Source organism: Streptomyces sp. Root1310, assembly GCF_001426425.1.
Lineage (GTDB): Bacteria > Actinomycetota > Actinomycetes > Streptomycetales > Streptomycetaceae > Streptomyces.
In genome coordinates, this window is the sequence record NZ_LMEQ01000003.1 from 141,433 (window position 1) to 161,120 (window position 19,688).

At 71.1% G+C, this 19,688-nt stretch carries 22 protein-coding genes; 2 read left to right on the plus strand and 20 right to left on the minus strand.

All coding sequences use genetic code 11. The features are described from left to right. Positions 1 to 85: 85 nt before the first annotated feature. A complete protein-coding gene (gene rpsB, locus ASD48_RS11665; RefSeq protein ID WP_057601490.1) occupies positions 86 to 1,027 on the minus strand; it encodes a 30S ribosomal protein S2 in 942 nt (313 codons plus the stop codon). 280 nt (positions 1,028 to 1,307) lie between these two features. Here rpsB and ASD48_RS11670 point away from each other — a divergent pair, with 280 nt between their 5' ends. After that, entirely contained in the window at positions 1,308 to 1,883 is a 576-nt protein-coding gene (locus ASD48_RS11670) for a M23 family metallopeptidase (RefSeq protein ID WP_057601491.1), read from the plus strand. Between the two features lies 1 nt (position 1,884). Here the strand turns inward: ASD48_RS11670 and ASD48_RS11675 are convergent, their stop codons facing one another. From ASD48_RS11675 to proS, 18 genes are all read right to left on the minus strand, one after another. Continuing rightward, positions 1,885 to 2,442, minus strand: a complete 558-nt coding sequence (locus tag ASD48_RS11675) for a TetR/AcrR family transcriptional regulator (RefSeq protein WP_057601492.1) — start codon at positions 2,440 to 2,442, stop codon at positions 1,885 to 1,887. Between the two features lie 108 nt (positions 2,443 to 2,550). Then, positions 2,551 to 3,393, minus strand: a complete 843-nt coding sequence (whiG, locus tag ASD48_RS11680; RefSeq protein WP_054239720.1) for an RNA polymerase sigma factor WhiG — start codon at positions 3,391 to 3,393, stop codon at positions 2,551 to 2,553. A gap of 264 nt (positions 3,394 to 3,657) precedes the next feature. Next, positions 3,658 to 4,818, minus strand: a complete 1,161-nt coding sequence (dprA, locus tag ASD48_RS11685; RefSeq protein WP_057601493.1) for a DNA-processing protein DprA — start codon at positions 4,816 to 4,818, stop codon at positions 3,658 to 3,660. Next, positions 4,815 to 6,440 (minus strand): YifB family Mg chelatase-like AAA ATPase, encoded by a 1,626-nt coding sequence (locus ASD48_RS11690; RefSeq protein ID WP_057601494.1) that lies wholly within the window; start codon positions 6,438 to 6,440, stop codon positions 4,815 to 4,817. Before ASD48_RS11690 ends, dprA begins: the two co-directional genes overlap by 4 nt. A 1-nt stretch (position 6,441) precedes the next feature. Beyond that, a complete protein-coding gene (locus ASD48_RS11695) occupies positions 6,442 to 6,819 on the minus strand; it encodes a YraN family protein (RefSeq protein WP_020128701.1) in 378 nt (125 codons plus the stop codon). Between the two features lie 118 nt (positions 6,820 to 6,937). Further along, positions 6,938 to 7,246 carry a DUF2469 domain-containing protein gene (locus ASD48_RS11700; RefSeq protein WP_005311352.1) on the minus strand — a complete coding sequence of 103 codons (309 nt, stop codon included), beginning with the start codon at positions 7,244 to 7,246 and terminating at the stop codon, positions 6,938 to 6,940. Between the two features lie 56 nt (positions 7,247 to 7,302). Next, complete coding sequence (locus ASD48_RS11705; RefSeq protein ID WP_057601642.1) at positions 7,303 to 7,779, minus strand: NUDIX hydrolase; 477 nt, start codon at positions 7,777 to 7,779, stop codon at positions 7,303 to 7,305. 70 nt (positions 7,780 to 7,849) lie between these two features. Next, complete coding sequence (lepB, locus tag ASD48_RS11710; protein ID WP_057601495.1) at positions 7,850 to 8,626, minus strand: signal peptidase I; 777 nt, start codon at positions 8,624 to 8,626, stop codon at positions 7,850 to 7,852. A 121-nt stretch (positions 8,627 to 8,747) separates the two neighbouring features. Continuing rightward, positions 8,748 to 9,731, minus strand: a complete 984-nt coding sequence (gene lepB / locus ASD48_RS11715) for a signal peptidase I (protein ID WP_079073729.1) — start codon at positions 9,729 to 9,731, stop codon at positions 8,748 to 8,750. Beyond that, positions 9,619 to 10,716: a signal peptidase I gene (gene lepB / locus ASD48_RS11720; protein ID WP_057601497.1), complete on the minus strand. Its 1,098-nt coding sequence runs from the start codon at positions 10,714 to 10,716 to the stop codon at positions 9,619 to 9,621. The genes lepB (ASD48_RS11715) and lepB (ASD48_RS11720) overlap by 113 nt, the downstream gene beginning before the upstream one ends. Beyond that, the gene (lepB, locus tag ASD48_RS11725) at positions 10,709 to 11,452 is read right to left on the minus strand and encodes a signal peptidase I (RefSeq protein WP_057601498.1); all 744 of its coding nucleotides are present in this window, start codon (positions 11,450 to 11,452) and stop codon (positions 10,709 to 10,711) included. Before lepB (ASD48_RS11725) ends, lepB (ASD48_RS11720) begins: the two co-directional genes overlap by 8 nt. 45 nt (positions 11,453 to 11,497) lie before the next feature. Beyond that, positions 11,498 to 11,848, minus strand: a complete 351-nt coding sequence (rplS, locus tag ASD48_RS11730) for a 50S ribosomal protein L19 (protein WP_020128707.1) — start codon at positions 11,846 to 11,848, stop codon at positions 11,498 to 11,500. Between the two features lie 137 nt (positions 11,849 to 11,985). Then, positions 11,986 to 12,819: a tRNA (guanosine(37)-N1)-methyltransferase TrmD gene (trmD, locus tag ASD48_RS11735; protein ID WP_057601499.1), complete on the minus strand. Its 834-nt coding sequence runs from the start codon at positions 12,817 to 12,819 to the stop codon at positions 11,986 to 11,988. Then, on the minus strand, positions 12,819 to 13,439 hold the full coding sequence (rimM, locus tag ASD48_RS11740; RefSeq protein WP_057601500.1) for a ribosome maturation factor RimM: 621 nt from the start codon (positions 13,437 to 13,439) through the stop codon (positions 12,819 to 12,821). The genes trmD and rimM overlap by 1 nt, the downstream gene beginning before the upstream one ends. 113 nt (positions 13,440 to 13,552) lie before the next feature. Beyond that, positions 13,553 to 13,792, minus strand: a complete 240-nt coding sequence (locus ASD48_RS11745) for an RNA-binding protein (protein WP_003973401.1) — start codon at positions 13,790 to 13,792, stop codon at positions 13,553 to 13,555. Between the two features lie 5 nt (positions 13,793 to 13,797). After that, positions 13,798 to 14,217: a 30S ribosomal protein S16 gene (gene rpsP / locus ASD48_RS11750; protein ID WP_054239730.1), complete on the minus strand. Its 420-nt coding sequence runs from the start codon at positions 14,215 to 14,217 to the stop codon at positions 13,798 to 13,800. A gap of 286 nt (positions 14,218 to 14,503) precedes the next feature. Continuing rightward, positions 14,504 to 15,100 (minus strand): hypothetical protein, encoded by a 597-nt coding sequence (locus ASD48_RS11755; protein WP_028806665.1) that lies wholly within the window; start codon positions 15,098 to 15,100, stop codon positions 14,504 to 14,506. A gap of 261 nt (positions 15,101 to 15,361) precedes the next feature. Then, complete coding sequence (gene proS, locus ASD48_RS11760; protein ID WP_057601501.1) at positions 15,362 to 16,777, minus strand: proline--tRNA ligase; 1,416 nt, start codon at positions 16,775 to 16,777, stop codon at positions 15,362 to 15,364. Between the two features lie 199 nt (positions 16,778 to 16,976). On the opposite strand from proS, the gene ASD48_RS11765 reads away from it, so the two are divergent. Further along, entirely contained in the window at positions 16,977 to 17,858 is an 882-nt protein-coding gene (locus ASD48_RS11765) for an SAM-dependent methyltransferase (protein ID WP_079073730.1), read from the plus strand. Between the two features lie 195 nt (positions 17,859 to 18,053). Here the strand turns inward: ASD48_RS11765 and ffh are convergent, their stop codons facing one another. Continuing rightward, complete coding sequence (gene ffh / locus ASD48_RS11770; protein ID WP_057601503.1) at positions 18,054 to 19,604, minus strand: signal recognition particle protein; 1,551 nt, start codon at positions 19,602 to 19,604, stop codon at positions 18,054 to 18,056. Between the last annotated feature and the right edge of the window lie 84 nt (positions 19,605 to 19,688).

Genomic DNA, 19,688 nt, shown 5'->3' on the forward strand with positions numbered 1-19,688 from the left:
GGGCGGTGCGCTCGGCACCCCCCGCCGTCACTTCGTCCCTAGGGCCGTACGGACGACCTGGCGACCGTACGGCCTACGGCCTGACTCAGGCCTGCTCGCCCTCGGCGGCCGGAGCGGCCTCGGCGGCGGGGGCCTCGGCCTCGGCGGCGGGAGCCTCGGCCTCAGCGGCGGGAGCCTCGGCGGCCGGGGTCTCGGCAGCGGCCTCGGCCGGCTTCTCGGCGGCAGCCTCGTCCGTGGACTCGGCGTCGGCCTTCTTCTCGCCCTCGAGCAGGTCGCGCTCCCACGCGGCCAGCGGCTCGCCGGCGGCCTTGTCGCCCTTGTCGCCGGTGGCGACGCCGGAACGGGAGATGAGGCCCTCGGCGACGGCGTCGGCGATCACGCGGGTGAGCAGGGTGACGGAGCGGATCGCGTCGTCGTTGCCCGGGATCTTGTAGTCGACCTCGTCGGGGTCACAGTTGGTGTCGAGGATGGCGACGACCGGGATGTTGAGCTTCCGGGCCTCGCCGACCGCGATGTGCTCCTTCTTGGTGTCCACGATCCAGACGGCGCTGGGCACCTTGGACATCTCGCGGATACCACCGAGGGTCTTCTCGAGCTTGGCCTTCTCACGCGAGAGGACCAGGAGCTCCTTCTTCGTCAGACCCGAGGCGGCGACGTCCTCGAAGTCGATGAGCTCGAGCTCCTTGAGGCGCTGAAGGCGCTTGTAGACGGTCGAGAAGTTGGTGAGCATGCCGCCCAGCCAGCGCTGGTTGACGTACGGCATGCCGACGCGGGTGGCCTGCTCCGCGATGGCCTCCTGCGCCTGCTTCTTCGTACCGACGAACATGACCGTGCCGCCGTGGGCGACGGTCTCCTTGACGAACTCGTAGGCGCGGTCGATGTACGACAGCGACTGGAGCAGGTCGATGATGTAGATGCCGTTGCGCTCGGTGAAGATGAAGCGCTTCATCTTCGGGTTCCAGCGACGGGTCTGGTGACCGAAGTGGACGCCGCTTTCCAGCAGCTCCCGCATCGTGACGACGGCCATGGCCGTTCTCCTTGGGTTTCTCGGTTGTACCGCGGGGACCGGACGGCTCCCGCGCCTGACGCCCGCGATGCGCCGAGCCACGAAGGACCGAGGGGCGCAGATACCGGAGAACCGACCGTGGCCGGCCCCCGATACCGGGGCGTGCGAAGTCGACCCGGTGACCCGGATCGCCAGAAGAAGTGTACGGGACCGGCGGGGCGCCGGGTGACGCCGCTGTCCACAACCGGCGGGTGGTCCACAGGTCCCGGCGGCGGTCGCCGGACCACGGAACGGTGGCGTCATGCACGCACAGCGATTCACGGCCCTGCTGCCGGTCCTGTCGATGATGACGCTGGCCACCGTCGCGTGGGCGGATCCGCAGGGCGCGCCGGGAGCGCGGGCGCTCCCCGCGCCGCCCGTCCCGGCGATCGGCCGGGCCTGGCCGGTGGGCAGCCGTCCGGTGGTGCTGCGGGGGTGGGAGCCGCCGGCCGGCCCGTACGCCCGCGGGCACCGGGGCGTCGACCTCGCGGCACCGCCGGACGCTCCGGTACGGGCGGTGGCCGCCGGCCGGGTGTCCTTCGCGGGGCGGGTGGCCGGCCGGGGCGTCGTCTCGGTGGAACTGTCGGCGACGGGCCTGCCGCCCCTGCGGACCACCTACGAGCCGGTGCGGGCGTCGGTGCGCAAGGGCGACGAGGTGGCCCCGGGCGAGGTCGTCGGAACGGTGGAACCGGCGGGCTCGCACTGCGTACGAGCGTGCGTGCACTGGGGGCTGCTGAGCGGCAGGACCTATCTGGACCCGCTGTCGCTGCTGCCGCCGTGGCTGCGGCGGAGCGGCCCGTCACGGCTGCTGCCGGTGCTCGGCGTCCCCCTGCCGTGACTCAGCCCCGGACGCCCCGCAGCACCATGCCCACCGCGGCGTCGGTGATCGCCGAGGGATCCTCCGCGGCCCCGAGCTCGATCCGCCGCACCGCCGCGTCCACCACGCCCTGCAAGAGCATCGCCGCCAGCCGGGGCTCGGTGTGCCCCAGTTCCGCCAGCGCCGCCCCGATCATCGCCACGAGTCCGCCGTGCGCCGCCCGGATCTTCTCCCGGGCCCCCGCGTCCAGCTCGCTCGCCGAGATCGCCACGACGGCCCGGTGCCGCCGGTCACCCACCAGGGCGAGCTGCCGGCGCACATACGCCTCGACCTTGGCCTCGGCGCCGTCGGCCGCGGCCATCGCCGCCTCGACCTCCGCCGCCCACACGGGGAAGTCGACCTCGCACAGCTCCTCGACCACGGCGGCCCGCGACCGGAAGTACTCGTACACGGACGAGCGCGCGAGGCCCGTGCGCTCGGCGAGGGCCGGGAAGGTCAGCGCCTCCGTCCCGCCCTCGGACAACAGGGAGCGTGCCGCGTCCAGCAGGGCGGCACGCTGCATCGACCGGTGCTCGGCCACGGAGGCCGCTCGAATCCTTGGCACGTCGACCACTCTACGGACGCTCCACCCCCGGCGGGAGTGACTGCGCCCGCACTCGCATCGTCCGGCCGCGCCGGACCGCCCGGTTCAGCGGCCGAAGCTCGCCAGCTTCGCGCGCAGCTGGAGGACCGACTTGGTGTGGATCTGACTGACCCTGCTCTCGGTCACACCCAGCACGTTCCCGATCTCGGCGAGCGTCAGGCCCTCGTAGTAGTAGAGCGTGACGACCGTCTTCTCCCGGTCGGGCAGCGTGTTGATCGCCCGCGCGAGGAACCGCCTGAGCTCGCGGTCCTCGGCCACCTCCACGGGGTTGTCCGCGGCGGTGTCCTCCAGCGTGTCCATGAAGCTGAGGCCGTCTCCGTCCTCGCCCCCGACGTGCAGCAGCTCCTCCAGGGCCACCACGTTGGCGAGCGACAACTGACTGAACACCGCGTGCAGTTCGTCCACCGCGATGCCCAGCTCGGCGGCCACCTCGCACTCCGACGGAGTCCGCCGCAGCCGGGCCTCCAGCGTCGCGTAGGCCCGCTCGACGTTGCGCGCCTTCTGCCGCACCGACCGCGGGATCCAGTCCAGCGCCCGGAGCTCGTCGATCATCGCGCCCCGGATCCGGGTGATCGCGTAGGTCTCGAACTTGATCTCCCGTTCGATGTCGAACTTCTCGATCGCGTCGATCAGTCCGAAGACCCCGGAGGACACGAAGTCGGCCTGCTCCACATTGGGCGGCAGACCGACACTCACCCGGCCCGCCACGTACTTCACCAGCGGTGAGTAGTGCAGGATCAGCTGCTCCCGCAGCCGTTCGTCCCCCGTCGCCTTGTACGACCGCCACAGCTCGTCGAGTGTCGAGGGAGCGGGCGGCCGCACGCTGCCACCGTCACGGGCGGCTGGGGTGATCGCCGCCCGGTCGGACCCGGAGGTGTGCTGGGGCATTCGTCGCCTTGTGCCGTTCTGCCGTGAAGTGCGTGAGGTGGGTACCGCGTGGTGCAGAGGTGCCGGTCTGTGCCGGAATCCTCGTGAGCGTAGCGTGACTGACGTGTCGCGGTGAGCGAAGAGCGTGCCCCGACCGGTACGCAGATACGTTCCGCTGGACGCACTCCAGGGTCACGGCCGTCACGGCCGCCGACCCCGGTGGTGGGTCAACTGCCGGAATATCCAAGGCTTTCGGCGTTCCCCCGGACGGCCGAACACCCCGGGTCAACACGGACGACGACCCCCTCGAACGGAGACCACCGCCTGGCGTGTCAACTTCCAGCCGTCGCCGTGTCGTTCGACGTAGCCGAGCGCCCTGAGTTCGTACAGCCTCGCGATCGCGTCGTCCGGTGTGGTCCGGGCCTCGCGGGCGACCTCGTCGACCGCCGCGGGTCTGCGGGCGGGCAGCGCGGCCAGGACCCGCCGGGCGGCCGGCTCCAGCAGATCGCGCGGCAGCGCGGGGCCACGCCGGTCGGGGGCCAGCTCACCCATGTCACCGACCAGTTCGACGACCTCCGCGGCGTCGGTGACCAGCACGGCCTCCCCCCGCAGCAGTTCGTGCACCCCGGCGGAGAGTCCACTCGTGGCCGGCCCCGGTACCCCCATCGTGTGCCGGCCCAGCCGCTGGGCCGCCCGGGCGGTGACCAGCGAGCCGCTGCGGTAGGCGGCCTCGACGACGACCGTGCCCCGGGTGAGCGCGGCGATCACCCGGTTGCGCAGGATGAACCTGCTCGGCGTCGGGTGGTCTCCGGGCGGCAACTCGCCGATCACCAGACCCTGTTCGGCGATCCTGTTGATCAACGCCGTGTGGCCGCGCGGGTAGGGCTGGTCGACCCCGCAGGCCAGGACGGCGACGGTGGCGCCGCCCGCGCCGAGGGCGCCCCGGTGGGCGGCGCCGTCCACCCCGTACGCGCCCCCCGACACCACCACCCAGCCCTGTTCGGCGAGGCCGGCGGAGAGGGTGGCGGCCATGTGGGCGCCGTACTCGGTGCACGCGCGGGCACCGACGACGGCGACCGACCGCAGCGCCCACATCCGCAGACTGGGCCGCCCCCGCACCCAGAGCCCCAGCGGCCGGCCGTCCCCGAGCTCGTCCAGCGTGCCCGGCCACTCGGCGTCCCCCGGGCACACGAACCGCACCCCGGCCTCGCGCGCGAGGGCCAGATCCCGCTCCGGCTCGGCCTGCCCCGCCCGCGCCCGCAGACCGGCCCAGCGCCGCGCGGTCACGCCGGGCAACGGCTCCCCGTCGTCCCGCAGCCGACGCACCACCTCGTGCACGCCCCGCTCCCGCACCCACTGCCCGCCCACCTCGTCGCCGGGCTCGAGAACCCGCCCGAGGAAGATCCGGGCGAGCCGGTCGCCCGCTGGTTCGCCGCCGCCGTTCACGTCAGGGCCCCGAGGGCCATCGGCACACCGCGCGGTACCCCCGTGCGCAGCTGGAGGGCCAGGTTCACGTCCATCGGGGCGGGCCGGTCGCGTCCGACCAGGTCGGCGACGGTCCAGGCGACGCGCAGGACCCGGTCGAGCCCCCGGGCGGTCAGCACCCCTCGCTCCAGGCTGCGCTCCGCCTCGTCCATGGCGCCGATCGCGGCATGCCAGCGGTTGCGCAGTTCCCGCCCCGGCACCTCGCTGTTGGTCCGCCACGGAGTGCCCGCCAACCGGGCCGCCGCACGTTCCCGGGCCGCCCTGACCCGGTCGGCGACGATCGCCGTGGACTCGCCGCCGGGACCGCGGTGGGCGAGCTCGGCGCGGCTGACCGGGTCGACCTCGACCCGCAGGTCCACCCGGTCGAGCAGCGGGCCGGAGAGCCGCGCCTGGTAGCGGCGGATCGCGGAGGGCGGGCACTCGCACAGGGTGTCCCGCTGCGAGAACCGGCCGCACGGGCACGGGTTCGCCGCGAGCACCATCAGGAACCGCGCCGGGAACCGCACCACTCCGGCGCTGCGCGCGATCACCACGTGCCCCGCTTCCAGAGGCTGCCGCAGGGCGTCGAGGGCGTGGCTGCCGAACTCGGGGGTCTCGTCGAGGAACAGCACCCCTCGATGGGCCAGCGAGACGGCGCCGGGCCGGGCGAACCCGGCTCCGCCCCCGACCAGCGACTGCATCGTGGCCGAGTGGTGCGGGGCGCAGTAGGGCGCCGCGTCGATGAGGGGCTTGCCCGGCGGCAGCAGCCCGGCGACCGAGTGGACCGCGGTGACCTCAAGCGACTCCTGCCGGCTCAGCCGGGGAAGTACGGCCGGCAGGCGCTCCGCGAGCATGGTCTTGCCGGTCCCGGGCGGCCCTTCGAGGAAGAGGTGGTGTCCGCCGGCCGCGGCCACCTCCACCGCGGTCCGCGCCGAGCTCTGTCCGACCACGTCCGCGAGGTCGTGCTCCTGGTCCGGATGGGCGGCTCCCATGCCGTGCATCCCGGTGGCCGCTCCGGTGCCGGGCATCCGCAGGCCGGCCAGGAGCGGATCCGGGCGGCCCGCCTCGTCCGGTTCCTCGTCGGGGACCGGTTCGTCGGCGAGGATCGCGATCAGCTGCCGCAGGCTGCGCACCCCGAGCACGGACACGCCGGGGACCAGTGCCGCCTCGGCGGCGGCGCACTCCGGGACGACCACCTGTTCGTATCCGGCGTCGGCAGCGGCCAGCACGGCGGGCAGGATGCCCCGGACCGGGCGCACCCGCCCGTCCAGACCGAGCTCTCCGATCATGACGATGTCGGCGAGCACCCGCGGATCGATGCGTTCGGCCGCGCCGAGCACCGCGCTCGCGATGGCCAGGTCGAAGCCGCTGCCGCCCTTGGGCACCGATGCCGGGCTGAGTCCGACGGTGAGCTTCTTCTGCGGCCATTCGGCGCCCGAGTTCACCACCGCCGCCCGTACCCGGTCCCGGCTCTCGGTCAGGCTCTTGTCCGGCAGCCCCACCAGCGTGAACGCCGCCACTCCCGGTTCGAGGTCGGCCTGCACCTCGACGACGACCCCTTCGACGCCCACCAGCGCCACCGAGCACGTACGCGCGAAGCCCATCTCAGGCCACCCCCCGCGCGTGCTCGACGACCGCCGCGCCGCGGCGGGGCAGGACGACGCCGACCAGATCGATGCGGACGCCGCCCGGCGGGGCGCCTCCGTGCGCCTGGATCCACCGTTCGGCCAGACCGCGCAGGCGCTCGGCCTTCTCCGGAGTCACCGATGCCATCGGGTGCTGGAATCCGCCGCCGCTGCGGGTCTTCACCTCGCAGACGACCAGGACGTCACCGTCCCGGGCGACGATGTCGATCTCACCGGTCCTGCCGCAGCGCCAGTTGCGCTCCAGGACCGTCATCCCGGCCTCGACCAGCCGCCGTGCGGCCAGTTCCTCGCCGTACCTGCCGAGTGCGCCTCGGGCCAGATCCGTGTGCGTGTTCATGTGGGCACCACCTCCGGCACCCACGGTCACGCGTCCGCCACCACGAAAAAGATCTTGGTGGACAACCCCGGGGCTGTGGATAACCCCGTCACCCGCACGAGCGCTCCCCTGCGGGAACTCAGCTCCCGGGAAGTTCCAGGTCGCTCTTGTTGAGCTCCTCGATGTTCACGTCCTTGAAAGTGAGCACGCGTACCTGCTTCACGAACCGGGCCGGCCGGTACATGTCCCACACCCAGGCGTCCGCCATCGACACCTCGAAGAACACCTCGCCCTGGACCGAGTGCACCTGCATCTCGTAGTCGTTGGTGAGGTAGAACCGCCGCTCGGTCTCGATCACGTATTTGAACAGACCGACGACATCGCGGTACTCCCGGTAGAGCTTCAGCTCCATCTCGGTCTCGTACTTCTCGAGGTCCTCGGCGCTCATGGCATGTTCCCCTTCAGCCGTGCGATCTCCCCATTGTGCGCCAGTCCCGTGTGCCTCTAGACGATTTCCGTGTCCAGGGTTACGGGTCCGGCCGGAGGACCTTCGTCGAGCAGCCTGCTCAGCAGCTCGGCGAGTCTGGTCGGGTACACCGTCTCATGTGCCCGCGTCAGTTCCTCACAGGTCCACCAACGCGCTCCGGCGACGCTGCGCCGCTCCAGCTCGGTCAGGGCCGTGGCACGGGTCGCCGTCACCGTCGTACGGGCCAGGTAGTACCACTCGTCCTGGTCCCAGCGGCGGCCCGCGAAGGGGAAGGAGCACATCCGCCGCCACAGCACCGGGCCGAGTTCCACCTCGGTGATGCCGGTCTCCTCGACGAGTTCCCGCAGAGCCGCCTCCTCACGGGTCTCGTCGCCCTCCACACCACCGCCCGGGGTGAACCACCAGTTGTCGGCCGGGTCGTCCGGTTCATGGCCGTGCAGCAGCAGGATGCGGTCCCGCGGGTCGAGGAGGACGACCCGGGCCACCTTGCGCAGCCCGCCCTCGTACGAGTCGACGCCCGCCTCGTACGAGTCGACGCCCGCGCCCGTCGGCTCGCCCGTGCTCTCAGCGGGCACCGGCCGCCTCCGGCCGGGCGCGGCGGCCGGACGTCCGCTTGGCGATCGGGCCGTACGCGGCCCCACCGAGGACCAGCACACCACCGGCGACGATCAGCCAGCCGATGGTGCCCAGCGGACCCGGCCGGGAGAGGGCGCCGAGCGTCTTGAAGCCCGTGGGGCGCTCCAGCATGCCGTTCATGGGCCAGACGACGGCGTCGACCCGGGCCGCGACGGCGCTGCGCGCGACCGTGCCCTGCGCCGCGTCCGTGAGGTGGGCGGTGGAGTCCAGGGAACCCTCGCGCTCGTCGCCGAGCAGGAAGAGCCGGCCCTCCGGGACCTTCACGGTCGGGATGTTCTTGTTCTCGGCGAGGCTGCCGGCGGGCAGATACGGTTCCTCGATCTCCTTGCCGTTGACGGTCAGCTTGCCTGCGGTGCAGCAGGCGACCGTGTCCCCGCCGACCGCGACGACCCGCTTGACCACCGGCGCGTTGCTCGCCCAGGTCTTGTCGGTGAAGACGACGACATCCCCGCGGCGCACCTCGTCGCCGTCGATGCGCTGGGCCAGCACCCGGTCGCCCGCGGCGATCGTCGGGCTCATGGAGCTGGTGGGCACGGTGTACGGCCGGTAGAGCAGGGCTCCCCATCCGAAGCCGCCGAGGAACAGCACGAGGCCCAGTGCGACGGCCAGTCCGGACAGACGCTGTCCGGTCCGGCTGCCCACCGGGCCACTGTTGGTGCCGCCGCCACTGTGCGGGGCCGTACGCGTAGTGCTCTCGCCACCCATGGATCCGCACCCTACCCGGCGGTACCGAACCGGGTCAGCCCTTCTTCCCCGGACTTCCCGCGCCTTGGTCACAAGCTTGGGAAAGGGTTTGCCGAGTGGTGGCCGCGCGGAGGCCGGAAGGTCAGCGGGCCGCGGAGTCCTCCGTGCGCCGGCGACGCCACAGGACGACGGGGGCGACGCCGACCAGGGCGAGGCCCTGCGGGGCGACCGTCAGCGCCGCGGATCCCGCGGACTGGGTGCTCAGGCCGTCCTGGTCGAAGGTGTCCGGCACCGGCAGCGTGCCCCAGCGGGTGAGCGGCCAGGCCTTGACGACGGCACGGCCGACGACCTGGTCGACGGGGACCATGCCGTGGTTCTTGTCCGACTGGTTGTAGCGCGAGTCGCGCGAGTTCTGACGGTGGTCGCCCATGACCCAGATGAAGCCCTTGGGGACCTTCACGGTGAACTGGCCGCCCTGGTCGTCCTGGCTGCACGGGGTGTTGCCGGGATACACGTACGACGCCTCGTTCAGCGCCTTGCCGTTGACCGTGAGCGGACCCGTACCCTTGCACGAAACGGTGTCGCCGCCGACCCCGATGACCCGCTTGATCAGGTCCTTCTCCTCGGCGGACGGCATCAGGCCGATCCAGCTGAGAACGGTCTGGAAGGCGTTCGGGTCGGCGGTGGCCTCACCGGCCAGCCAGTTGTCGGGGTCGTGGAAGACGACGACCTCGCCGCGCTCCGGCTCGGAACCGAACCAGGGGGTCAGCTTGTCGACCAGGACCCGGTCGCCCTCCTTGAGGGTGTTCTCCATCGAGGCGGACGGGATGGAGAACGCCTGCACGAGGAACGTCTTGATCAGCAGCGCGAGGACGAGCGCGATACCGATCAGGATCGGGAGCTCCTTCCAGAAGGAGCGGGGCTTCTTCGGCTTCGGGGCCGGGCCGCCGGACCCTTCGCCACCGCTCCGGGGCGGCTCGTCCGCCGGCGGGCCGTCGCCGCCCGCCGCCGGGTCACTCCCGGAGGTCACGGCGCTGTCGGAAGCCGGGTCGGCGGCTTCCACCGGATGACCGCGGTGCTCCTCGCCGTCGTGCCCGGACCGTGCGCCAACCGCCACATCCCCCACGCCAACTCCTCACTCTGTGCCGCTGCCTGCTCCACGTACGACGCAGGCCCACCACTCCCATAACGAGCGGGAGTTCCGCAGGGCTCGGGAGTTGTCGAACCGATCCGTTCGGATCGCCGGGGGCAACCCTATGCGACAGCTCGGCGGACGCGGTCGTCGTGGCGGCCGAGCCGGTCACGGATGCGAAAGTTTGCGGTTCCTTGAGACGGACCCAGTGCCCCAGCGGCCAGGCGATGACCATGGCCCGCCCCACCACCTCGTCCTCCGAGACGGTGCCGCCGTAGTCGGTGTTCTGGTGGGCCCGGGAGTCGGCGGAGTTGGCACGGTGGTCGCCCATCACCCACAGCCGCCCCTGGGGGACGGTGATGTCGAACGACGTGCTGGAGGGTTCGTTTCCGGGATACAGATACGCCCCCTCCTCCAGGGGCACGCCGTTGACGGTGACCCGCCCCTGCGTGTCACAGCACACGACGCGGTCGCCGCCCACCCCGACGACACGCTTGATGAGGTCCTTCTCGTTGTCGGACGGCAGCAGACCGATGAAGGTGAGCCCTTCCTTGATCTGCTTGACGACGACCGGGTCCTCCTTCTTGGTGGTGGTCTGCTCGTCGTTGAGCCAGCCGCCGGGGTCCTTGAAGACGACGACGTCCCCGCGCTCGGGCTTGGAGCCGAACCACGGGGTGAACTTGTCGACCAGGACACGGTCGCCGATCCGGATCGTCTGCTCCATGGAGCCGGACGGGATCACGAAGGCCTGGACCAGGAAGGTCTTCAGGACCAGGGCGATCAGGACGGCGACACCGACCAGCAGCGGTATCTCGCGGACGGCCGAGCGCCTGCGCTTGCGCTTGACCTTGCGCTGGAGCTTGCGCCGCTCCGCGCGCGTGCGACCGCTGCCCGAGCTGGAGGTACGCCGGGCGCCGGTGGGCAGCAGGTTGTCCGCGGCGCTGGTGGGGATGCCGCGCGGCTTGCCGCGGTTACCCATGGGCACCCTCCGCGCCGGGCACGCGCGCGTAGGCGCTCGGGCGGGGCAGACGGGTGAGATGCGCGTACGGCCAGAGGATCCAGTCGGCGCGGCCGATCACACGGCCGACGGGGATCATGCCGCCGCCCGGTGAACCGAGGTGGTCCCGGGAGTCCCTGGAGTTGCTGCGGTGGTCACCGAGGACGAACAGGGTGCCCTCGGGCACGACCACGTCGAAGTCCACCGAGGACGCACCGTCGCCGGGATACAGGAACGTCGACTCGTCGACCGACCGGCCGTTCACCTTGATCCTCCCCTCCTTGTCGCAGCAGACCACGTGATCTCCCCCTACACCCACGACGCGCTTGATGTAGTCGGAGTTCCCGAAGTACCCGGCGCCGTCGAACACGACGACATCGCCGCGCCGCGGCTCGGCACCGAAACGGTACGCCAACTTATTTACGAGAACGCGGTCGCCGATCCTCAATCCGTTTTCCATGGATCCGCTGGGAATCTGGAACGGTTGCGCCACGAAAGCGTTGAGGACCAGCAAAAACAGCAGGCAGATCAGCAGGGTCAGACTGATCCGGCCGCCCGGGAGCCACTCCGTGATCCGTCCCGTGATCCGCCCCGCCAACGCGAAACGCGACCGTTCCTCCGGTCCTTCCGCCTCCGGGGTCTCCTGGGAGACGTCCGCGGGAACGGAAGGATGGGAGGAGCGGTCGCGCTCCGTCGTCGGCTGAGCTTCGGTGTCCATCGGGGCCAGATGCTATCCGGCCGCTCTATGAACCCCTGAAGGCACTCAGTTGTCGCGCTTCTCCTTGATCTTCGCGGCCTTGCCGCGCAGCTCGCGCAGGTAGTAGAGCTTGGCGCGACGCACGTCACCGCGGGTGACGAGCTCGATCTTCTCGACGATCGGGGTGTGCACCGGGAAGGTGCGCTCGACGCCGACGGAGAAGGAGACCTTGCGGACCGTGAAGGTCTCGCGGACACCGGCGCCCTGGCGGCGGATGACTACGCCCTTGAACTGCTGCACACGGGAGCGGTTGCCCTCGATGACGCGGACGTGCACGTTGACGGTGTCACCCGGGCGGAAGGCCGGGACGTCGCTGCGCAGCGACGCGGCGTCGACTGAGTCGAGCAGGTGAGACATTTCGTCTGCTTTCTTCGCTGATGCCACAGGTCATCAACGGAACTAGGTGTTCGAAGAGTGAGTGCCGTGTGCCCGTCGAGGCGGGCGTCGTGTCCCCCTGTGGCAGGGGCGCACACCGGACGGCGCACAACAGCGGCCTATTCTTCCACGCCGTCGGTCCTGCGCCAAAATCGACCGTACGGCGCACCCTCCGGATCGGGCGTCCAGCCCAGGATGGAGAGCATCTCGCGGTCCTTCTTGTCGAAGGTCTTCGGCTCGCAGCGCTCGATCAGGTCGGGCCGGTTGGCCGTCGTGCGCCGCAGGGCCTCGTCCCGGCGCCAGCGGGCGATCTTGCCGTGGTGGCCGCTGAGCAGAACCTCGGGGATCCCCCGGCCGCGCCAGGCGGGCGGCTTGGTGTAGACGGGGCCCTCCAGCAGGTTCGCCATGGCGCCGGGGGCGAACGAGTCGTCACGGTGGGACTCCGCGTTGCCGAGCACGCCGGGCAGGAGGCGTGCCACCGCCTCGGTGACGACCAGGACGGCGGCCTCCCCGCCGGCCAGGACGTAGTCGCCGATGGACACCTCGTAGACGGGTATCCGCGTGGCGTACTCGTCGATGACCCGCCGGTCGATGCCCTCGTAGCGGGCCGGGGTGAAGATCAGCCAGGGGCGCTCGGAGAGCTCGACCGCGAGTTCCTGGGTGAAGGGCCGGCCGCTGGGGGTCGGCACGACGATCGCGGGCGCGTGCGAGCCCCGCTCGTAGCCGTCGGCCAGGACGGTGTCGAGGGCGTCACCCCAGGGGTCGGTCTTCATGACCATGCCGGGTCCGCCGCCGTAGGGGGTGTCGTCGACCGTGTTGTGCCGGTCGTACGTCCACTCCCGCAGGTCGTGCACCTGTACGTCCAGCCGGCCACGCGCGCGTGCCTTGCCGACGAGGGAGACGTTCAGCGGGTCGAGGTACTCGGGGAAGATCGTGACGACGTCGAGGCGCATTACGGCCGGTCCCCGTCCGCGTCGGTGCCCTCAGCCGCGCCCTCGTCCGTGCCCTCGTGCGCGTCGGCGTCCTCAGCCGCGCCCTCGTCCCGCGCCGACACGATCTCGGCCCGGTCGTCGATCAGACCGGGCGGCGGGTCGATGACGGCCCGCTGCTCCTCGAGGTCGATCTCGGTCACGATCGCCTCGACGAAGGGGATCATCACCTCGTTGCCGTCGGGCCGCTCGACGATGAAGAGGTCCTGGGAGGGCAGATGCGAGATCTCGGTGATCCGGCCGACCTCGAGGCCGTCCTTCGTGACCACGTCCAGGTCCATCAGCTGGTGGTCGTAGTACTCGTCCTCCTCCTCGGGCAGCTCCGCGGGATCGATCTCGGCGATCAGGAGGGTGTTGCGCAGGGCTTCGGCGGCGGTGCGGTCCCGCACCCCTTCGAAGCGCAGGAGGAGACGACCACTGTGGACGCGGCCGGTCTCGATGGTCAGCGGGCCGGTCGAGGCCGGGTCCGTGGCCAGGACGGCGCCGGGCGCGAGCCGCTGCTCCGGCTCGTCGGTGCGTACCTCGACGGTGACCTCGCCCTTGATGCCGTGGGCGCGGCCGATCCGCGCGACTACGAGCTGCACTTCTGAAGATCTCCTGTCGTACCTGTCGTACCTGTCGTCACGACTGCCGTAACGACTACGGGCCGGGGACGGCCAGTGGCCCTCCCCGGCCCGAGCCGGTGCTGCGAAACGCGTCAGCGGACGTGATCCACGTCGACGAGGTCGACGCGGACGCCACGGCCGCCGATGGCGCCCACGACGGTGCGCAGAGCGCGTGCGGTGCGGCCGTTGCGACCGATCACCTTGCCGAGGTCGTCGGGGTGGACCCGGACCTCGAGCACCCGCCCGCGGCGCAGGTTGCGCGAGGCGACCTGCACATCGTCGGGGTTGTCGACAATGCCCTTCACGAGGTGCTCAAGCGCCTCTTCGAGCATGCTGCTCAGGCCTCGGTCGACTCGGACTCGGCGGCAGCCTCGTCCTTCTTCTCAGCCTTCTTCTTCTGGGTGATGGCCTCACCCTTGCCCGAGTCGTCGCCACCGAGGGCCTCGAACACGGGGCGAGCCTTCTTCGGCTCGGCGACGAGCAGCGGCGCCGGGGCGGGCTCGCCCTTGAACTTCTGCCAGTCGCCGGTCTTCTTCAGAATGGCGAGCACCGGCTCGGTCGGCTGCGCGCCGACACCCAGCCAGTACGCCACGCGGTCGGCGTCGACCTCGATGATCGACGGGTGGTACGTCGGCTGGTACTTGCCGATCTCCTCGATCGCACGACCGTCACGACGGGTGCGGGAGTCGGCGACGACGATGCGGTAGTGAGGCGCGCGGATCTTGCCCAGACGCTTCAGCTTGATCTTGACTGCCACGGAAGTGGTGTCTCCTGGTCTTGACGTGGTTGGGCACGGCGAGATGGCCGCGTGGGGTTGCGGTACCCGAGTGCCCGATGGACGCGTCAGCCGGAGGAGAGAGGGGTCCTGTGCGACTGTCGAGTACAGCTAGCCATTGTGCCACACCACGCGGGTCCCTTCCGGCCGCGGGTGGTTTCCGGGCATGCGGGAGGAACGCCCGGCGCCTGCGGGGCGCCGCCTGCGACGGCCCCCCGCATCACGCTGAACCGGCAGCCACGAGATGCCGGTGCATGACGGCACGTGCCTAGGCCGCGCCCGCGATCTCCGGGATCCGGAACGGCTTGCCGCAGCCCCCGCACACGATCGGCGCCTGGGCCAGGACCGACGGGACGACCCGCACGTTGCGGCCGCAGTCGCACACGGCCTTGACGCGGACTCCGCCGCCGGAGGAACCGTGCCGGGCCGCCGGACCGCGGAAGCTGCGGGTGGTGTCGGAGGAGGTGGCCGCCAGATGGGCCTTGAGGGCCCGCTGGAGACGCTCGATCGTCGGGCGGTAGCGCCGCTTGGCCTCGGGGTTGAGCGTGACCAGGGAGAAACCGCTGCTCGGGTGGGGCTCCTCGGGGTGATCCAGCCCCAGCTCCTCGGCGATCGCGAGGAATCTGCGGTTGTGGTAGCGGCCGGCGCGGGAGGTGTCGCGCACGCCGCGGGCGGCGGCGATGCCATGGACTGCCTCGTGAAGCAGTCGCTCGAAGGAGAGCTCGTGACCGCAGGCGGACGACGACTCCCCGATCAGGGACTCTGGCGCGGCAAGATCCGGCAGTTCGGGGTGGTACCGCTGAATGTCGGCCCACGCCTCTGCCAGCTCTGCGGCGAGAACAGGTGGTGTCTGTGTCGTGCTCACGTAATGACAACGAGCGGGGGTGCCCCTGTGTTCCGATTCCGGGCCATCCCAAATAATTTGCACGTACCCGTCAGTTGCCGCTGATGCGTCCTGACGAGGGCGGGTGCGCTGATCTGCGGAGAAGCCTCACAGCTCCTACCAAGCTGGTGCGTAGGCCCACGTACGACCCGGCGCGTAGACGATGTCCGCACGCCGGGGTAGGGATGTTCCGCAGGGGCGCAAGAGACGTTTCGGTCGCTCTCGCGAGCGGAGGGCGCCGTCTCAGTAAGCGCGCGCGACGATCGCGACGTTACCGGGCGCGTCCCCGTCGTCCGGCACCGACCCGTCCTCCGCGATCAGACAGCGTACGGTCAGCGACTGCTCGGCCAGCCTGGCCTCGCCTTCTTCGCCGAGGGTCGCCCACGGGATGCGCGCCCAGCCGCCGGCGGCGGCCGCCTCGGCCGCCTCCTCGATCGTCGAGACGTCCGTCGTGCGGGATTCGCGGCGCTCACGGGACTGCCGCAGCAGCAGCGCCTGGTCCTCCTCCAGGACGGCGGGCAGCAGGGCCTCGATCGCGTCGATCGCCACCGGCTCCTTGCCTCCCGGGATGCGCCGGGCCAGCATCGCGGTGCCGTTCTCCAGGTCACGGGGCCCGATCTCGACGCGGACGGGCACGCCCTTGAGCTCCCAGTCGACCGCGCGCCGCCCGAACGGGACGTCGGTGCGGTCGTCCACCCGGACGCGGAACCCCGCCGCCCTCAGCCGGTCGCCCAGCTCGCGGACCTTGGCCAGAACCGCCTCGTCGCCCTTGATCGCGAGGACGACCACCTGGACCTGCGCCAGCCGCGGCGGCACCCGCAGCCCGTCGTCGTCGCCGTGGGTCATCACCAGGGCGCCGATCATGCGGGTCGTCGAGCCCCAGGAGGTCTGCCAGACCAGTTCCTGGGTGCCCTCCTTCGACAGGTACCGGGTGTTGAAGGCCTTGGCGAAGTTCTGGCCCAGCTCATGGCTGGTGACCATCTGGAGGGCCTTGCCGTCGCCCATCATGCTCTCGAGGGTGAGGGTGTTGACGGCGCCCGCGAAGCGCTCCTTGACCGTCTTGCGGCCGGAGACGAAGTCGATCGCGAGGACGTTCTCCAGGAAGTCGCCGTAGACCTCGCGCTGGATGCGCGCGGCGAAGTCGCGGGCCTCCTCGTACGTTGCGTGCGCGGTGTGCCCCTCCTGCCAGAGGAACTCGGAGGTGCGCAGGAAGAGACGGGGCCGCAGCTCCCAACGGACCACGTTGGCCCACTGGTTGATCAGCAGGGGCAGATCGCGGTAGCTCTGCACCCACTTGGAGAAGTACTCGTTGACGATGGTCTCGGAGGTGGGCCGGACGACCGCCGGCTCCTCCAGCTCCTTGCCGCCCCCGTGCGTCACCACGGCCAACTCCGGCGCGAATCCCTCGACATGGTCCGCCTCGCGGGTGAGGTAGGACTGCGGGATCAGCAGCGGGAAGTACGCGTTCTCGGTGCCCGTCCCCTTGATGCGGGCGTCCATCTCCGCCTGCATCCGCTCCCACAGTCCGTAACCGTACGGTCGGATCACCATGGTGCCGCGCACCGGTCCGTTGTCGGCCAGTTCCGCCTTGTTGATCAGATCCTGGTACCAGCGCGGGAAGTCGTCCGCCCGCGGCGTGAGAACGGGAGCCTTAGCCATGGCGCGATGGTACGGCCCCAAGTTGCCGGAATGTGAATTCTCGCCACAGGCACAGCCGGCGCACAAGCGGGGGCCCGAGACCTCTGGACGCCGCCGCGTACGGGGAGTTACCTGGCATACGGGGGAAGTGCGAGCGCACTGCACGGGGGCCACCTGATCGGTTACTGCGGCAACTCTCGGCGGATTGGGGCGCTTATCCATGACACCTACGCTCGTGCGGCAGCACCTGCCACTCGCGGGGCCGACGCCCCGCGCGGACCCGGGTGCACGCGCGCGTGACTGGTCGGAGATCCAGGAGCGGATGCTGGTCCCGCTCTACGAGGCCGTCTACGAGCGACTGGACGTGGGGCCCGGCACCAGGCTCCTCGCCCTCGGCTGCGGCTCGGGGCTCGCCCTGCTGATGGCGGCCTCCAGGGGCGCGGCGGCCCTCACCGGCGTCGAACCCTCCTCACCCGAACGGCTGGCCCTCGCGCGCGAGCGCCTGCTGTCGAAGGAGGCCGGGGAGCGGGCCGCGGGCGCGCGCGGGGACGGTGGTGGCATCCGCCTCACGGACCGGTTACCGAAGGACACGGCCGGCCCGGGCACGCGCGCGTACGACCTGGTGACCGCGTTCGAGCCGATCGGGTGCCTCGCGGGCGACGCGGACGGGCTCGCCGGTCTGCTCGCGGCCACGACCCCGCTCGCCGCGCGCGGGGCGCCGGTGGTGCTCGTCGGCTGGGGTCCGCCGGAACGCTGCGCCACCTCCGCGGTGTTGCGGATCGCGACCAAGCTGGCCGAGCCGCTGCGCGGCGGCACGGTCCGGCTGCGCCCGGCGCTGCGCGACGACCTGGAGGAGGTCGCCGGGCGGGCCGGTCTGAGGCCGGACGGCTCGGGGCGGGTGGCCTGTCCCTTCGGGTACGCCGACGTGGAGAGCGCCCTCAAGGGCCTGCTGTCCACCGGGCTGTTCGACGCGGCGGTCGCGGCCACGGACCAGGCGCAGGTCGACAAGGAACTGACCGAGGTGCTGCACCCCTACCGGCGCCCGGACGGGACGGTGTGGATGCCGAACGTGTTCCGGTACCTGATCGCGCGGACTCCCTGAGTCTCCCGCGTCCTGTGAGGACCACGCCTCCCCGTGGGCCCTCTCCGGCCGTGTGACGCCGGTGCGCGTCCGCCCGCCCGCGTGCGGCCGCTTCCCGTCCGTACGCCGTGTGGGGCGCCCCTCCGCGAACGGAAGAGCGCCCCACACGGTGTACGGACGGGCCCGGCTCGGCGCCGAGCCGGGCCCGACGGGCCGTCAGCCCATGAACTTCTTGAACTCGTCCGGCAGCTCGAAGTCCTGGGCGCCCTGCTGCGGCAGCCCGAGCGCGTTGCCGCCCTGGGCCTGGGCCTCGCGGCGCCGGGCCTCCTCCAGCTCCTGCTGCTTGCGCTTCATGGGGTTGCCGGAGCGCTGCTTGCCCTTGGCCTGCTTCGGCTGCTTCTTCTGGCGGCCGGCGCCGCCACCCATGCCCGGCACCCCCGGCATCCCGGGCATGCCGCCGCCCTGGGCCATCCGGGACATCATCTTGCGGGCCTCGAAGAACCGCTCGACCAGGCCCTTCACCGCGCTGACCTCGACGCCGGAACCCTTGGCGATACGGGCGCGGCGCGAGCCGTTGATGATCGTCGGCTCGTGGCGCTCGGCGGGGGTCATCGACTTGATGATCGCGGCCGTCCGGTCGACGTCCCGCTCGTCGAGGTTGGCGATCTGGTCCTTGATCTGGCCCATGCCGGGCAGCATGCCGAGCAGCTTGCTGATGCTGCCCATCTTCCGGACCTGCTCCATCTGGGCCAGGAAGTCGTCCAGGGTGAAGTCCTGGCCCTTCTTGGACGCCAGCTTGGAGGCCATTTTCTCGGCCTCTTCCTGACTGAACGTCTTCTCCGCCTGCTCGATCAGGGTGAGCAGGTCACCCATGTCGAGGATGCGGGAGGCCATCCGGTCGGGATGGAAGGCGTCGAACTCGTCGAGCTTCTCGCCGTTCGACGCGAACATGATCGGCTTGCCGGTCACCGAGGCGATCGACAGGGCCGCGCCACCGCGGGCGTCGCCGTCGAGCTTCGACAGCACGACACCGTCGAAGCCGACGCCGTCGCGGAAGGCCTCGGCCGTGTTGACGGCGTCCTGACCGATCATCGCGTCGACGACGAAGAGGATCTCGTCGGGCGAGACGGCGTCGCGGATGTCCGCGGCCTGCCGCATCAGCTCGGCGTCGATGCCGAGGCGGCCGGCGGTGTCCACGATCACGATGTCGTGGACCTTGGTCCTCGCGAACTCGATGGAGTCCTTGGCGACCTGGACCGGGTCGCCCACCCCGTTTCCGGGCTGCGGGGCGTACACGGCCACGCCGGCGCGCTCGGCGACGACGCTGAGCTGGTTGACGGCGTTGGGGCGCTGGAGGTCACAGGCGACGAGCAGCGGCGAGTGGCCCTGCTCCTTCAGCCAGCGGCCGAGCTTGCCGGCGAGGGTGGTCTTACCGGCGCCCTGGAGACCGGCGAGCATGATCACGGTCGGCGGCTGCTTGGCGAACCGCAGCCGCCTGGTCTCGCCGCCGAGGATCGTGACGAGTTCCTCGTTGACGATCTTCAGGACCTGCTGGGCGGGGTTCAGCGCCTTGGAGACATCGGCGCCGAGAGCGCGTTCCTTGACGTTCTTGATGAACGTGCGGACGACCGGCAGGGCCACGTCCGCTTCGAGGAGTGCGATGCGGATCTCGCGCGCCGTGGCGTCGATGTCCGCTTCGCTCAAGCGCCCCTTGCCGCGCAAGTTCTTGAAGGTCGCTGAAAGGCGATCGGAGAGAGTATCGAACACGGCGGCGTCGGTCCTCGGAGTCGGGGGCAGTCTGAGCGTCTTCCAGGGTATCCGGCCGCGCAAGACATTCGTCCCCGCCTGCTG